Source organism: Variovorax sp. OK605 (genome assembly GCF_900115445.1).
Taxonomy (GTDB): domain Bacteria; phylum Pseudomonadota; class Gammaproteobacteria; order Burkholderiales; family Burkholderiaceae_C; genus Variovorax.
The window spans coordinates 141,298-156,312 of record NZ_FOWL01000006.1 but is presented as its reverse complement, the minus strand read 5'-3'; the positions used below and the strand labels follow the sequence as shown (position 1 = coordinate 156,312).

The window sequence follows — 15,015 nt, the reverse complement described above, 5'->3', positions numbered from 1 at the left end:
GCAAGGTCACCTGCTTTTTCAATTGCCCACCACCTGGAAGCGCGCACCGGCCGAGCGCGAGAACACGCGCCGGTCGTACATCGCCTCGCCATACGCCGCCGGCACCACGTAGTCGCCCACGTTGGTGGCGCGCGCCTTGTAGGTCACCTCGAGCAGGTCCTTGCCCACGCCGCCGTAGAACACGACGCGGTCTTCGCGGATGTCGGCGTACTGCACCTTCCACGAACCGCCGCCGCCCAGGCGCTTCTTCCAGATCGGCGCATCGGCATTGGCATCGTCGTCGTCGCCCACCGCGTTCAACACCGGCTCCAGCCCGCCGGGCAGCACGTCGACCAGCGCCACGTCGTTGATCTGCGCGCGCTCCAGGCTGCGCACGCGCACCCGCACCGTGACCTCGTCGCCGAGCTTCACCTTGGTGACCGGGTTGCCCTTGGCGTCGAGCACCTCGTGGGAGATCTCCATGCCCTGGTTCACCGGCGTGGCGGGCACGTTGCGTTCGAAGCCCTGTTCGGCCCAGCTGTAGTAGAGGTTGAAGTCGCTGTCGTTCGACAGCTTCAGCTTGGCCGTGCCGGCCGGCACGGCGGCGCGGGTGATGGGGTTCACCGCACCCAGCGCGAGCGCGGCGGCCTGGCCTTGCGCGTTGACGGCGCTCGCCGTGAGCTTGCCTTCGGCGTTCTGCCCCACGGCCTCGAAGTACGAGTCGACCGCCAGCAGCATCGAGGCCGACGACAGGCTGTTGTACCAGCCGTCGCGCACCATCCCGGCCATGCCTTCCCACACCGCGGGCTTCAGCGTCTTCAGGCGCGCGGGGAAGTGGCGGCCCACCAGGTGCAGCGTCATGCTGTCGTGCACCAGCGGGTCGTAGTAGGCGCCCCACACGTTGCGGCGCTGCTTCTTCTCGGTGCGCGCGAGCAGGTCGCTCCACACCGGGTCGAGCAGCTCGTTGGCCACCTGCTCCTGCTTCACGAGCTGGTAGCTCGCGGCCAGGTACACGGCGCCCAGGTCGTCGTTCCAACCCTGCGCCTTCTTCGTGCGCCAGGCTTCGCGCAGGTTGGCCAGCGCGGCCGGCGCGATGATGCCCTGGCGTGTCAGCAGGTAGGCCGCCTGCGTGCGCTGGCGCCAGCCGTCGAGCGAGCTGTCGCCGCTGCCGAGCCAGCCCTGCAGGTAGGCATTGGCCTGCTGCAGCAGGTCTTGCGGCACGGGCAGCTTGTGGTCCTTCGCCTCGACCAGCAGGTGCACGGCGTACAGCGTGGCGAAGGCGTCGGTGCCGGCGCCGGGCCACAGCGAGAAGCCGCCGTCGGCCGTCTGCCGCGCGCGCAGTTGCACCAGGTAGCGCTCGAAGGTCTTGCGCGCCTCCGGCAGCGGGCCCTGCTCGGCCGTGCGGCCGCGCGCCATTTCCTTCACCAGCTCGGGGCGGCCCGCGAGCAGCACGGCCGGGAAGGTCTGGCTCGTGATCTGCTCGGTGCAGCCGTGCGGGTAGGCCTCCAGGTACTGCATGAGGCCGGTGGCAAAGGCCCACGGCGCGGCCGACACGGCCACATCGCTCTGGCGGAAGTTCGGGTACAGGTCGGCCTTGCTGCTCAGCTCCCCCGCGCGCTGGAAGCTGCCCGCCTGCACCAGCGTGACGAAGGGCGACGCCGGCCGCACGCTCACCTCGGTCGACAGGCGCGCACTGAAGGTCTTGTGCGTCGATGTGAACACCAGCGCGGAAGAACCCAGCACCGCCTGCTCGCCCGGCTTGGCGCGCACGTTGAATTTGGTGCTGGCTTCGCCGCGCTCGTTGACCTTCAGCGTCTGCGTGGCGTCGCCCACCACCTCGAGGCCACCGGAGGCGGTGAGCGTGAGCGCAATGGGCGCGTCCTTGCCCGAGCCCGCGATGTTGTTCGCCAGGCCCACGCCCACTTCCACGGTGTCGCCGGGCGCCATGGCCAGCGGCGCGTTCGGCAGGATCACCATGTCGCCGCGCACCACGGTGCGCGTGGTCTTGGCGGCGGTGGTCTCGTCGTTCACGGCCACGGCCATCACGCGCAGGCTGCCGTTGAAGCTCTCGGGCACGGTGTAGCTGAACTCGCGGCTGCCGTTCACGTCCACCAGGCCCGACCAGTAGGCCACCGGCTTGTCGCGCTTGCGCTTGAACGGGTTCAGGTGCTTGCCGAGCTCGCCTTCGCCGTCGCCGCCGGGCGCGGCGCCCTGCATGAGCTTCTTGAACTCCGGCAGGATCAGGTCGAGCGTCTGCAGCGTGCCCACTTCGAGCGCGCGCTTCTGGAAGAAGTGCTTCAGCGGGTCGGGCGTCTTGTAGCGCGCCACCTGCAGGATGCCTTCGTCCACCGCGAACACCACGGCGCGCGTGGGCTTGTCGCTGGTGAGCTTCATCTTCACCGTTTGCCCCGGCTTCACCAGCTCGGTGCTCGTGAGCTGCAGGTTGGCGGTGCGTTGCGTGAGCGCGGTGGCGAACGGCACGATGCCGTACGACAGCGGGCTCATGTAGACCTCGTCGGAGGCCGGGTCGCGCACGAAGTGCACGTTGATGTAGCCCGTGCCCTCGAAGCCCTTGGGCAGCGTGATCTTCTGCACCGAGGCGGTCTTGTCGGTCTTGAACCACGCATGCGCGTAGACCTTGTCGCGCTCGATGGTGATGAGGCCCGCGCCCACGTACGGCGCGCGGATGCTCACCGCGATCTCCTGGCCCGGCTCGTAGTCCTTGCGGTCGAGCGTGAGCTGCAGCTCGGCGTTGCGGTCGAGCGAGCGCGACACGTTGGCGTTGCCCGCCACGCTGTATTCCACGCGGCCGAGCTCCACCCCTTGCGCGTTGCGCACCACGTACGCGAAGTTGCCGGGCGCGCCGGTGTCCAGCGCCACGTTGTTGCCGGCGGCGGCAATGGCGAAGGGCTTCTCGTCGAGCACCACTTCCTTGCGGCGCGACTCGTAGCGGTACAGGCCGTTGTCCTGCTTGATGAGCACCGACAGCACCTTGCGCTCCACGCGCTCGAGCTTCAGCTCGGCCACGGCCGTCTTCTTGGCCTGCGGGTCGATGGCGATCACGGTGGCGTTGCGCGCGGCGCCCTTGCTCACGTAGCTGGTGTCGCCGTCGACCTTCACGCCCACGAGGTAGGGCATGTCGCTCACCAGCGTCTGCGCCTCGGCCGACACGCTGCGCCCGCCCTCGGGCTCGAAGGCCTTGGCCAGCACGTGCACCTGGTAGGTGGCCGCGTCGAAGCGCGACAGGCGCAGGTCGAACTCGGCCTTGCCCTCGGCGCTGGTCTGCACGCTGCCCAGGTCGTCGACCTGCTTGTCGGAGGCGCGCTGCGGGTCGAAGAAGGCGTAGTCGGTGAACGCGCGGAACACCGGGAAGCCGGGGCTCAGCGTGAGCGTGCCTTCCACCTTGCGGTCGGGCGCGGGCGTGCCGAACAGGTTCTGCACGTCGACGAGCGCCTTCAGGTCTTTCGGCCTGACCCAGCCTTCGGCGGCTTCGCTGCTGAGCTTGGCCGTGACCTTGGTGCGGTCGGGCAGGAACTCCTGCACCTTCACCGTGGTGCTGCCGATCAGCAGGCCCTCGACCTCGGGCGCGCCGGGCGAGGATTCGCGCGGCAGGTAGAGGTTGACGGTGTAGTTGCCGGTGGGCGAGGTGTCCTGCGTGGTGTGGGCGATTTCCGCCGCGCCGCCGGGGCCGAGCTTGAGCTTCTCGCGGCGCACGCTGAGGCCGCGCGCGTCGATGATCTCGGCTTCGAGCGGCAGGTCGCGCAGCGAGGTGGCCCAGTTGCCGGCCTTCACCAGCATCGCGATGTGCATGGTGTCGCCGGGGCGGTAGATGCCGCGGTCGCTGAACACGTAGCCCGTCATCTGGTTGGGCACGCCGGCCGCGCGCAGGCCGCCGACGTCGAAGCGCGAGATGTCCAGCGTGCGGTCGTTGCGGTTGAAGGGCAGGAAGCTCAGGTCGCCGTCCTTGCGCACGACCAGCACCACCGGCGTCTTCTCGCGCTGGTAGCCGGCCAGGTTGGGCAGCTTGGCGGCGCCGGTTGCGTCGGTGGCTTGCGACGCGACGATCATGCCGTTGCGGCCCCACACCTCCACCAGCGCGCCGGCCACGGGCTGGCCGGTGGCGATGCTCTGCACGAACACGTCGCGCGTGCCGTCGAGCGATTTCTTGGCGACGATGCCCAGGTCGGTGACGAGCACCAGGCGCTGGTCGATCTGCTGCGCGGGGTCGCCGCCTTCGCCGTTGCCGTCCGCATTGCCCTCTTCGTCGGACGACTGCGCCTGCTGCTGCTCGTCTTCGGACTGGCCTTCTTCGGCATTGCCTTCCGGTTTCTTCTTGGCCTGCGGGTCGTAGCCCTGCACCTTGAGCAGGAACACGCCGCGGCGGTCGGCCACGTCGCTGCGCAGGTACTCGGCGAAGTCGACGGTCTCGTAGTGCGCCTTGCCGGCGGGAATGCTGAGCGGGATCTCCTTCTGGAAGCGGTCGACCAGGTTGTCCGAGGTGAGGCCGCCGTAGAACTGCGGATGCGAAAAGTCGCCGCTGGTCTGCGTCACCAGGTGCTGCAGCTGCTGCGGCAGCAGGCGGCCGATTTCCAGGCGGATGCCGGGCAGGTCGCGCACGAGAATCGGCAGCTTGCGTTCGCCCGACAAGGCGAGCAGCGAGCCCTGGCTCATGATGGTGAGCTCGGGCGCGAAGGTCTTGAGCAGGCGCACGTCCTGGCGCGCGGCGCCGAGCTGGTAGCCGCCGGGCGTCTTCAGGCCCTTGGCCACGCGCACCAGCAGGTAGCGCCCACCTTCGGCTTGCGGCATGCGGAAGCTGACCATGTCGCTCACCTCGCGCTCGCTGGCGATGGGCTGCAGGTTGAGCTTCTTCGCGCGGCGCAGCACCGCGTCGGTCACCTTCGCCGGGTCGGCCGACCAGTCGAACTTTTCGTCGCTGTCGTCCTTGTTGCCCCTGGCTTCTTCCGTGGCGGGCAGCAGCCAGGCCTGCACCACGCGCGCCATTTCGCGCTCGTGCACGGGCATCGAGGCGGTGACGTGCATCACGTGCTCGGGCTCGCCGTTTTCACCGGTGACGATGGTGGGGTCGATGCTGGCGATGCTCAGGCTGAAGAGGCCGGGGATGTCGACCGCGCGCGACTGGTCGTTGCGCAGGGCCGGGCCGCCCTTCTGCGCGAGCGCGCCGGCCGTGAGGCTCAGCACCACGGGGCGCGTCTTCTCGGGGATGGACAGCGGCTCCGACTGCAGGGTGGCGTTGAGGCGCAGCTTGTCGTAGCTGACCGTGAACTTCTCGCTCGCGCACTTGCCCACGCCGAAGAACGAACTGCTGCAGGCCTGGTCGTAGGTGAGCACCAGGCGCTTCTCGAGCTCGGCGGTGTTCACGGGGTGCGAGAAGCGCAGCTGGAACAGCGCGCGGCGCACGTTGGGCTGCACCGGGTCCTGGTAGAACTCGGCCGCGGCGATCTGCGCGGTGAACTCGGGCGAGGTGAATTCGTACTTGCGCTGTGCCATCTCGATGTGCGGCGCGAGCGCGCCGCTGGCGAGCTGCACCTTGTACGGCTGGCCGATGGGCCAGTCCTGCGCGGGCAGGAATTCGAGGCGGTTCTGTTGGGTCCAGGTCCAGCGGCCGGCGATGGTGGGCTCGATGGTGACGCCGGTCGCTTCCTGGCCGATGCGCGCAATGGGCGCCACCGAAGCCGAGAAGGTCATGACGAAGGGGTTGGGCCCCCGGTCGAATTCGATCTGCGTGCGCTGCGGCGGCTCGATCTTCGCGGTGGCGACGACGGGCTCCACGCGGTCAGGCGTGAGGCCGTGCCACCACTTCAACACGGAGGGGCTGGCCATCCAGCCGGCCAGCACGAGCAGCAGGAGCAACACCAGCCAGGCCAGGCGCTGCTGCAGCCACTGCAAGCCGAGCAGCACGAACGCACCTGCGATGCGCAGCCACCCCGGGGGTCGCCAGGAACCGATGAGCCCGCGGGCCACCGGACGCAGGAAGCCGAGCACGCGGCCCAGTCCGGTGAAGAGCACGTCGCTGAGCGACGCGAGTTTTCGATTGGCGACTTGAAGCATGGATGCTCCCCACTGTGTTTTTGTTGGCGTCCGCGAGTGTGCGGACTGTCTGTGAAGCGCTGGCGCTGTGTGTGAAGTCTTCGTGAAAACTGCACAAGGCCCGCTGCCGGCAGGGCCGCGCCGTGAATCGGAACGTCAGAACGCCAGCTGCGGCTTGTTCACCATCAGATAGAACACCACGACCATGGCGACGAATGCCGGGTAGCCGAGCAGCTCCCAACAGCGCTGGTAGCGCGCATAGAGCGGCGGCAGCGGCGTGGCCTCGCGGTGCGCCTGCGCCGCAAGGGCCGCCATGCGGATCTGCAGCCACACCACCGGCAGCCAGCAGATGCCCGCGAACACGAACAGCGCGAGCGACACGGCGAGCCAGGGCGTGGACATCGGCCAGCCCGCCATGTGCGCCAGCGCGAAGCCGGTGGCCGGCTGCAGGATGACGGTGGGCGTGGTGAACCACCAGTCGGCCCGCACCACCAGCCGGCTGACCACGGCCTGCGCGGGCACGCTGCCGCTGCGGTTGGTGAAGAACATGTAGAACGCCGAGCCCAGCCCGGTGCCGACCATGAGCACGCTGGAGACGATGTGCAGCCACTTGAGGACGAGGTAGGTGTTCATGGCGCGGCGCGTCGATGGAGATGCCAGAGCAGGGCGGCAATGGGAAGGTTCTTGAGCAGCGGGCCGAGCGGGTGCAGCCACAGGCCCGGTTGCAGCACGGTCGCCACGAGGGTCATGACGGCCATCAGCGCGAGGGCGCAGGCGTAGCTGGCGCGGCCGGGCCGGCACCACAGCGCGAGGCCGATGGCGAGGTCCGCCGCGGCACCGCCGGCGATCAGCCACTGCACCAGCCAGGGCGGCGATGCGATGCCGGCCGCGGCCAGCACCTCGCGGCTCTGGCCGTTCAGTTCGATGAGGCTGGCGATGCCGGTGAACAGCCAGACGGCGACCAGGCTCCAGCGCAGCAGGCGGTCATCGCCGGGGCCCGTCATGCCGCGCTGCCCGCTTGCTGCGCGCGTTGCCACTCGGCGACCTCGTGCGCGTTCGCGGCAAGGAACGCCCGCATGCGCGCGAACCGGCGCTGCGTCTGCCGCGCGAAGACCCATGCGACCACCGGCTCCATCAGCCAGCGCAAGGCGCGCGGCCCCGACTCGATGGTGTAGACATAGATGAGCACCGAATGCCCCGGCGCGGTGTCGCGGTGCCGCATGGACGCAGCCCAGCGGCTGAAGGGAAACGAGCGGCCGACCATCGTCGCGGCCGCCACGTGCGGCCGGTCGAACGTGACGAAGCGCGTGCGCATCGACAGGCCGCGCAGCAGGCCGCCGCCGGTGTTCTCGGTTTCCGCGCCGACGAAGGGGCAGGGCGCGCCGCCCACCACGCGTGCCTGGCCGACCAGCGAGTCCCAGCGTGCGCGCCAGAGGTGATAGTGGAAGGTGTCGAACACCACGCCGGACGGTGCCGGCATGTCGAACTCAAAGCGACGGTGTGCCATTGCGCGGGTTCTCTTCGACCACGTCGGTCACCATGCCCCAGCGGGCGAACTCGGGTTCGAATGCGGGCAGCGCGAGCAGGCCGGCGCAGGCGTGCGCGCCGGCGGGCAGCGCATCGCCACGCGCGAGCCGGCGCGCCAGCAGGATGGCGGCCATGCACGGGATCTCGGGGCCGTGGTTGTCGTCGGCGGCAATGTGCCAGGCGCGCCGTGAGGCCTTGCCTTGCGCGTCCGTGCCTTCGACGCGCACCACCATGCCGCCGAGCGCGGTGCCGAGCGCGTCGAACACGCGGCCGGCCGAATGCAGCAGCGGCGCCAGCTTCTGCGGCGCGGGCAGCAGGCCGATGCGGCGCATGAACGCCATGACGGCGAAGGCGCGTTGCGCCAGCCCGACTTCGAGCGCGGCGCGGAACATGACCGATTGCACGCCGGCGTAGCGCGACGGAAAAAGCTCGAGGTCGGGGATGTCGCACAGCGCGCCACGGCGCTGCTTCATGCGCGCGAACGCGACCTTCACCGGGCCGGCCCAGCCGGGCATCTCGGTCCATCGGCCGCCTTGCCAGACGCGGATCGGCTCGCCGCAATAGGCGAGCACGCCGGCCAGCGTGGCCTCGCCGCGCGGTGCGCCTTGCGCCGGCGCGATGCAGATGTCGATGCTGCGAATGCCTTGCCAGCCGGCCGCGAGATGGTCGACCACCGCGGACGACAGCGCGGGCACGGTGCTCGCGCCGCTCACCGCCGTGCGGCCCGCGGCGTGAAAGGCCGCCTCGAGCGCCGACGGAAAGTCGCACACGAAGCGCCGGCCGTCCGCCAGGTCGATGTAGTGCGCGCCGGCTTCTGCAACGGCTTGCGGCACGCGGTAGTCCTGGCTCTGGAACGGGCCCGCCGTGTGGATCACGAGTTCCGCGCCCAGTTCGCGCAAGCTGCCGGCGAAGCCGGGCGCCTGCGCGTCGATGCGCACGCCACGCGCGTTGCCGCCGATCGACGCGGCGAATGCCGTGGCGCGCTGCGCGTCGCGTCCGGCCACCAGCAACTCGATGGCGGGGTCCGCGGCCAGCGCGCGGCAGATGCGCGCGCCGAAGTTGCCGTAGCCCCCGAGCACCAGCGTCTTCACGCCGCCACCCCTGCCACCCCGGTGCCCGCGACGTGGCCGCGCGTGAACGCCTCCTCGAAGATCGAGTAGCCCGACCAGTCCGCGTGCGCGAACGACAGCCGCCCCGCGACGACGCTGCCGCGGTGCGCGCCGTCGGGCGCGGTGCGCTGCGGACCGATCTGCGCGAGCAGGCCCGGCCGGGGAATGGACATCGCGTGCCCGTAGCGCGTGATGTCGATGCGCGTGGCCAGCGAGGGCAGGTCGGGGTGCGGCACCGACAGCTCGGCCAGCAGCTCGTCGCGCCAGCCGGTCCAGGGGCGCTCGAGCAGCAGCTTGCGCCCGTCTGCCGTGTCGTAGCCGCTCGGGCCCAGCGGGCGGTACCAGCTGAGCACGGTGCCGCGCGGCGTGGGGTCGAGCGACTGGTGGCGCGCATCGACGTAGCCGAGGCCGCGCGTGCCGTAGATCACGTTGTCCCAGCTCGGCGCGGCGCCGGCCCGGTCGGCCAGCGGGCCGCGCAGGTGCACGTTGGCCACGAGCCAGGGCGCGTAGCGCACGTGCGCGGCGGCGGTCTTCAGCACCTCGGGCGGGTTCTCGACCACGCGCGCGGCGATGAACACCGGCAGCGCGACGATGCAGCGCTCGGCCTGCCAGCGCACCAGCGACTTCGTGGCCGCGTCCCACGCGTCGACCTCGACGCCGCCGCGCACCTCGGCGATGCGCGTGACGACCTGGCCGGTGCGCAGGCGCTCGCCGAGCGGCCTGGCCAGCTGCTTCGTGAGCCAGCCGTTGCCCTCGGGCCAGGTGAGGATGCCGTCGCGCTCGGGGCTCGCGTCGTTCACGCTGCCGGTCGGGTCACCGGGCGCATGGAAGCCGTGGCGGCTCGCGAAGTAGTGGATGCCGGCCCAGGCCGACACCTGCGCGATGCCGGCGCCGTAGTCGTCGCGGCAGCAGTAGTCGAGGTACCAGCGCAGCTGCGCGTCGCTGAAGCCTTCGCTGTCGAGCCAGCCGGCGAAGGTGAGGGCGTCGAGCGCCAGCAGCTCGGGCGTGACGGCGACCTTGAGCGTGGGAATGGCGAAGTGCGCGGCGTGCTGCAGGGCGTCGATGCGCTGCGCGAACTTGCGGTACTGCGCGAGCGTGGGCTCGCCCACGCCGTGCACGGGCAGCAGGCCGTCCTGCCATTCGCCGCGGAAGAACAGGCGCTCCTGCGGGCTGTGGCAGAGGGTGACTTCGTCGTACTCCCAGCGGCCCGCCACGCGGCGGCGCAGGCCGAGTTCCTCGAGAAGGTCCTGCACCTCGCGGGCGTCGTCGCCGGGCACGGGCAGGTAGTGCGCGCCGAGCGGGCAGGCAATGCCGTTGACGCTGCCGCCACGCGCGTTGCCGCCGGCGGCGTCTTCGAGTTCGAGCAGCGTGAAGTCGTCGATGCCCGCGAGCCGCAAGGCCCGCGCGGCGCCCAGCCCCGCGACGCCGCCGCCCGCGATGACGACGCGCGTGCGCTTCACCGTGGCGGGCTGCGAGTTCTTGAGCGCGCCGTCGCGCATCGCGTGGCCGCGCGCCACGTCGATGCCGGTGAAGCCGCCTTCGATGGGAGGTGGCGGCGACTCGCAGCCGGCGAGCGCGAGCGCGCCTGCCGCACCCGCCGCAACGCCGAGGAATTCGCGCCGTTGCATGGGAGGCTAGTGCGCCATCACCTTGCCCCACTCCTGTTCGTAAGTGGTGACAAGGGTCTGGTTGGACAGGCGGTTCACTTCGGCCGGCACGCGCGCCATGTCGAGCGGGAAGTCGAACATCAGCGGCAGCGTGGAAGGCGACAGGAAGCGCAGGCCCGAGGGCAGCGCGTCGGGCATGCGGTACGGCCGGCGGCTCGCGATGATGTAGCCCCACTCGCCGAAGCTGGGCACATGCGCGTGGTACGGCGTGGCCGTGAGGCCGACCGACTCGATGGTGGTCGCCACGGTCCAGTAGCTCTTGCGCGCCACCAGCGGCGAGGTGGTCTGGATCACGGCGTAGCCGCTGGCCGACAGGCGCTTCTCGAGCAGGGAATAGAAGCTGTTGGTGTAGAGCTTGCCGATGGCGAAGTTGGTCGGGTCCGGAAAGTCGACGACGATCACGTCGAACATGTCGCCGGGCTGCTGCAGCCACTGGAAGGCGTCGGCGTTGACGATCTTCACCTTGGGCGACGACAGCGAATGGCCGTTGAGCGCGGCCAGGGTCTCGTGCGTGGTGAAGAGCTGGGTCATGTTCGGGTCGAGCTCCACCAGCGTGACCGACTCGACCGACGGGTACTTGAGGATCTCGCGCACCGCCATGCCGTCGCCGCCGCCGAGCACGGCGACCTTCTTCGGCGCGCCTTGCGCGGCCATCACGGGGTGCACCAGCGCCTCGTGGTAGCGGTACTCGTCGCGCTCGGCGAACTGCAGGTTGCCGTTCAGGAACAGGCGGTGGCCCAGCAGGCCGCGCGTGACCACGATGCGCTGGTAGGGCGAGGTGGCGCTGAAGACGATGCGGTCCTGGTAGAACTTGTCCTCGGCCAGCGTGGTGATGTGGTCGGCCCAGACGAAGGCCGCGACCAGCGCGGCCAGCGCCAGGAAGCAGGCCATGGCGTGCGCGCCGACGCGGCGCAGCTCATGGCGGAACAGCCACAGCGCCCACACGGCCACAGCCGCGTTCATGAAGCCGAACAGCAGGCCGGTGCGGATCATGCCGAGCTGCGGCACCAGGATCAGCGGGAACGCCACCGACACCGCGAGCGCGCCGAGGTAGTCGAAGGTGAGCACCTGCGACACCAGGTTCTTCAGCACGATGTTGCGCTTGAGGATGCGCATCACCAGCGGGATCTCCAGGCCCACCAGCGTGCCCACCACCATCACCAGGCCGTACAGCAGCAGGCGGAAGGCGCTGGGCACGTAGGCGTTGGCCAGGAACAGGATGGCCGGCAGCGCGCCGCCGATGAGCGCCACCATCAGCTCGATGCGCAGGAAGTGCGCGGGCAGCTGGCGGTCGAAATAGCGCGACAGCCACGAGCCGACGCCCATGGCGAACAGGTAGGTGCCGATGATGGTGCTGAACTGCAGCACGGAGTCGCCGAGCAGGTAGCTGCTCAGCGCGGCCGCGCTCAGTTCGTAGACCAGGCCGCAGGCCGCGACCACGAAGACGCTGGCGAGCAGCGCGATCTCTACGGGTTGCGGCCCCTTGGGCGGCAACGCCGTGCTGTTTGGAATGTCCATGGATCAGGCGGTCGCCGCCGGGCCGCCCCGAGGCGGCCCGCGCCTCCCCCGCGGGGGATGGCGAACGACACGAAGCGAAGCGAGGGGCAAGGCCGGCAGGCTAGTGGATCGCCGCGGCAACGATGATGCTGATGCCCAGGCTCATCGCCGCGACGACGAGGCCCAGCGCGACGTTCTGCTTCTCGACGATCTCGCCCCACAGGTCATAGGGGGTGATCTTGTCGATGATCAGGAAGCAGAGCCAGAAGATGATCACGCCGATCAGCGCGTACACGAGCGATCCGAGGACCACGCCCGGTTTCAGCCATTCAAATCCCATGGGGACCTCCAGTCGTAGTAATGAGAGACATCGCGAAAAACGTGACGCCTGCGGTGGACATCTTCGCCGTCATTTGTGGCCGCCGCCACTCGAGTAACCGCCATACGAACCGCCCGAGCTGCGCGAGCCGCCCGACGAGCCGCCGCTGCAGGTGCTCAGGATGATCAGCACGATGATGATCACCACGACGATCAGGATGATGGTGCCGCAGCCCATGCCCGAGGCGGCGCTCACGGGCAGCGCGTCGCCGCGCTTGAACATGTCCTTCTTGGTGTCGAGCTTGAAGGCGGTGGCCACGGCGCCGCTGTCGATCTTGCTGCCCGACGACCAGGTGAGCTCGTTGGCCGAGCGCTCCATGGACAGCAGCGCGCCGCCGCTGGCGAAGTCGCGGTTGAAGGTCTTCTGCCCGCGCTCGACCTGCCAGTAGAACTCGCCCGCCACGTAGGTGGTCTCGGCGTTGTAGGCGTACTGCTGCTGGTAGCGCTTGCTGAGGTAGGTGGCGCTGCTGCCGTTCTCGGCCATCACCGGCGCGCCGGTGGTCGGCTTGACCATGCTCCAGCCGTCCTCGGCGTCCACCAGGAAACTGAAGCCGCGCTTCTTGTTGAAGAGCAGGTACTCGTCCCAGCCGAACATCTCGTCGTCGCCGGGCTCGCTGCCCATGCGGTGCTGGAAGCCGACCACCTGCCACTGCACGCCCTGCAGCTGGCCCATGCTGCCCAGCGCGATGAGCGGGCGTACGGGCTCGTTCTGCGTGGCGTGCTTGAGCTCGCCGCCGATGCCCTGCGACAGGTCGATGATGCTGCTGCACGAGCGGCAGGTGATGGTCTTGCTGTCGGCCAGGTTGACGGTGACCGGCGAGCCGCAGTTGGGGCAGTTGAAGCTGCGGCCCTTCTCGTCCTTGGCGGATTCGTCGCGCAGGCCGGTGAGCTGCAGGTCGTCCAGCTGCACCGAGCGGCCCAGGTAGGCCGTGGGCGGCGCGGTGCCGTAGTCCAGGCTGAGCACCAGCCCCTTGTCGTTGCGCAGCTCGACCATGGCGAACGACTTGCCCAGCTCGGGCAGGTGCGGCAGTTCGCCCTGCGCCGAGGTCAGCGCGACCTGCTCGTTCGAGGTGACGGTGTAGCTCTGCCCCGCGAAGGCGGTGGTGGCGCCCACGCGCAGCTCGCTCCACGGCGGCGCGGCGCGCTGGATGTCGAAGGGCAGCGCGAACACGTAGGCGCCGTTGTCCTCGCTGAGCACGCCGGTGCGATCCGCGTCGAGCGCGGCAATCCACTCGGTCCAGCGCCCGCCCGGGTAGGTGTACTGCAGCCGGCCGATCAGCGTGAACGGCTTGTCCTGGATGCGGCCGGCGGCGAACAGCTGCAGCGGGCTGAAGTCGTCGAACAGCTCGGCCATCTTGCCGGTGCGCGCGAGCGTCTCGCCCTGGCGCACGACGGTGCTCTGGCAGTACGGGCAGACCGCGTGGGTCGATTGCGCCGAACGGAATTCGACGGGCGCGCCGCAGCCGGGGCAGGGCGCGCGGTAGTAGCGTTGGTTGCCGGTTTCCTCAGCCATGGTGCGCTGCGGAAAAAACGACGAACGAAGCGGGGGACACCGTTGAGCCGGCTAAGCCGGGCCGCCGGTATCGCCCCCTGCCAGGGGGGAGGAGGAGCGACACGAAGCGCGCGAAGCCTGGGGGTTAGACCAGCTTCTTGAGCAGCTCAACCTTCTTGGCGTCGAACTCTTCCTGCGTGAGGATGCCCTTGGTCTTGAGCTCGCCGAGCTTCTCGAGCGTGGTCATCACGTCGGTGGGGCTCACCACGGCCACGGCCGGTTGCTGCTGCGTGGCGGCGGCCTGCGCGGCCACGTTGGGGCTGAGGCCCTGCGCGAGGTTCTGCGCCAGCACCTGGCCCAGCGCCACGCCGGCACCCAGGCCCATGGCGTCGCCGGCAATGCCGCCGCCGCCCGCCGCGCCTTCGGCGAACTTGGGGATCGCCTGCGCTGTCTGGTACTGCATGAACTTGCCCATGTCGTTGCCGACCATGCCCATGCCGATCTTCTGGTCGAGGATCTTCTGCAGCTCTTCGGGCAGCGAGACGTTCTGGACCGTGATGTTCTCGAGCTTGATGCCGATCTTCTCGAACTCGGGCACCAGTTGGGCGGCGAGCGCCTGCGCGAACTGGATCTGGTTGGCCGCGAGGTCGAGGAAGGGCACGCCGCTGGAAGCGATGGCGTTGCTGATGTTCTGCAGCACCAGGCCGCGCAGCTGGCCGTCGAGGTCGGCCACGCTGTAGATGTCGCGCGTGCCCGAGATTTCGGTGTGGAACAGCTTGGCGTCGCCGATGCGGAAGCTGTAGTTGCCGAAGGCCCGCAGGCGCACGGCGCCGAAGTCCTTGTCGCGAATGGTGATCGGCTGGGGCGTGCCCCACTTCTGGTCGACCTGCTGGCGCGTGCTGAAGAAGTAGACGTCGCTCTTGAAGGGGGACTCGAAGAGCTTGTCCCAGTTCTTCAGGTACGTGAGCACGGGCAGCGTCTGCGTCGTGAGCTTGTACATGCCGGGGCCGAACACGTCGGCGACCTTGCCTTCGTTGACGAAGACGGCCACCTGGGATTCGCGAACGGTGAGCGAGGCGCCGTTCTGGATTTCCATCTCCGCCATCGGGAAACGCCAGGCCAGCGTGCCATCGCCGGTCTCCGTCCACTGGATGATGTCGATGAACTGTTTCTTGATGAAATCCATCAGCGCCATGGTCGCTCCTCTCGAGGTTTTTTCAGGTTTTGTCCGAACTGTGCATATTGCCACAGCGACTTGACGCCGGGCCCGTGCTTTTAGTCATGCTCGACCCCACCATGCGGCGTATGGCCTCTGCGC

At 69.4% G+C, this 15,015-nt stretch carries 10 protein-coding genes; all 10 read right to left on the bottom strand.

The annotated features are described in order from the left end of the window. Positions 1-18: 18 nt before the first annotated feature. The 10 genes from BM013_RS17305 to BM013_RS17260 all read right to left on the bottom strand — a co-directional run bounded on the left by BM013_RS17305 (position 19) and on the right by BM013_RS17260 (position 14,892). A complete protein-coding gene (locus BM013_RS17305) occupies positions 19-6,048 on the bottom strand; it encodes an alpha-2-macroglobulin family protein (RefSeq protein ID WP_093128871.1) in 6,030 nt (2,009 codons plus the stop codon). Positions 6,049-6,183: 135 nt separating this feature from the next. After that, entirely contained in the window at positions 6,184-6,660 is a 477-nt protein-coding gene (locus BM013_RS17300; protein ID WP_093128870.1) for a DUF2269 family protein, read from the bottom strand. Beyond that, on the bottom strand, positions 6,657-7,031 hold the full coding sequence (locus BM013_RS17295; RefSeq protein ID WP_093128869.1) for a DoxX-like family protein: 375 nt from the start codon (positions 7,029-7,031) through the stop codon (positions 6,657-6,659). Before BM013_RS17295 ends, BM013_RS17300 begins: the two co-directional genes overlap by 4 nt. Next, positions 7,028-7,534 (bottom strand): SRPBCC family protein, encoded by a 507-nt coding sequence (locus BM013_RS17290; RefSeq protein ID WP_093128868.1) that lies wholly within the window; start codon positions 7,532-7,534, stop codon positions 7,028-7,030. Before BM013_RS17290 ends, BM013_RS17295 begins: the two co-directional genes overlap by 4 nt. Continuing rightward, positions 7,515-8,645, bottom strand: coding sequence for a saccharopine dehydrogenase family protein (locus BM013_RS17285; protein ID WP_093128867.1), 1,131 nt, complete (start codon positions 8,643-8,645; stop codon positions 7,515-7,517). Before BM013_RS17285 ends, BM013_RS17290 begins: the two co-directional genes overlap by 20 nt. Further along, positions 8,642-10,291 (bottom strand): FAD-dependent oxidoreductase, encoded by a 1,650-nt coding sequence (locus tag BM013_RS17280; protein ID WP_093128866.1) that lies wholly within the window; start codon positions 10,289-10,291, stop codon positions 8,642-8,644. The genes BM013_RS17285 and BM013_RS17280 overlap by 4 nt, the downstream gene beginning before the upstream one ends. A 6-nt stretch (positions 10,292-10,297) precedes the next feature. Continuing rightward, entirely contained in the window at positions 10,298-11,848 is a 1,551-nt protein-coding gene (locus tag BM013_RS17275; RefSeq protein WP_093128865.1) for a polyamine aminopropyltransferase, read from the bottom strand. A gap of 100 nt (positions 11,849-11,948) precedes the next feature. Then, positions 11,949-12,167 carry a DUF350 domain-containing protein gene (locus BM013_RS17270; protein WP_093128864.1) on the bottom strand — a complete coding sequence of 73 codons (219 nt, stop codon included), beginning with the start codon at positions 12,165-12,167 and terminating at the stop codon, positions 11,949-11,951. A 69-nt stretch (positions 12,168-12,236) separates the two neighbouring features. Then, the gene (locus BM013_RS17265) at positions 12,237-13,718 is read right to left on the bottom strand and encodes a DUF4178 domain-containing protein (RefSeq protein WP_093128863.1); all 1,482 of its coding nucleotides are present in this window, start codon (positions 13,716-13,718) and stop codon (positions 12,237-12,239) included. Positions 13,719-13,842: 124 nt separating this feature from the next. Next, on the bottom strand, positions 13,843-14,892 hold the full coding sequence (locus BM013_RS17260) for an SPFH domain-containing protein (RefSeq protein WP_093128862.1): 1,050 nt from the start codon (positions 14,890-14,892) through the stop codon (positions 13,843-13,845). Positions 14,893-15,015: the final 123 nt, after the last annotated feature.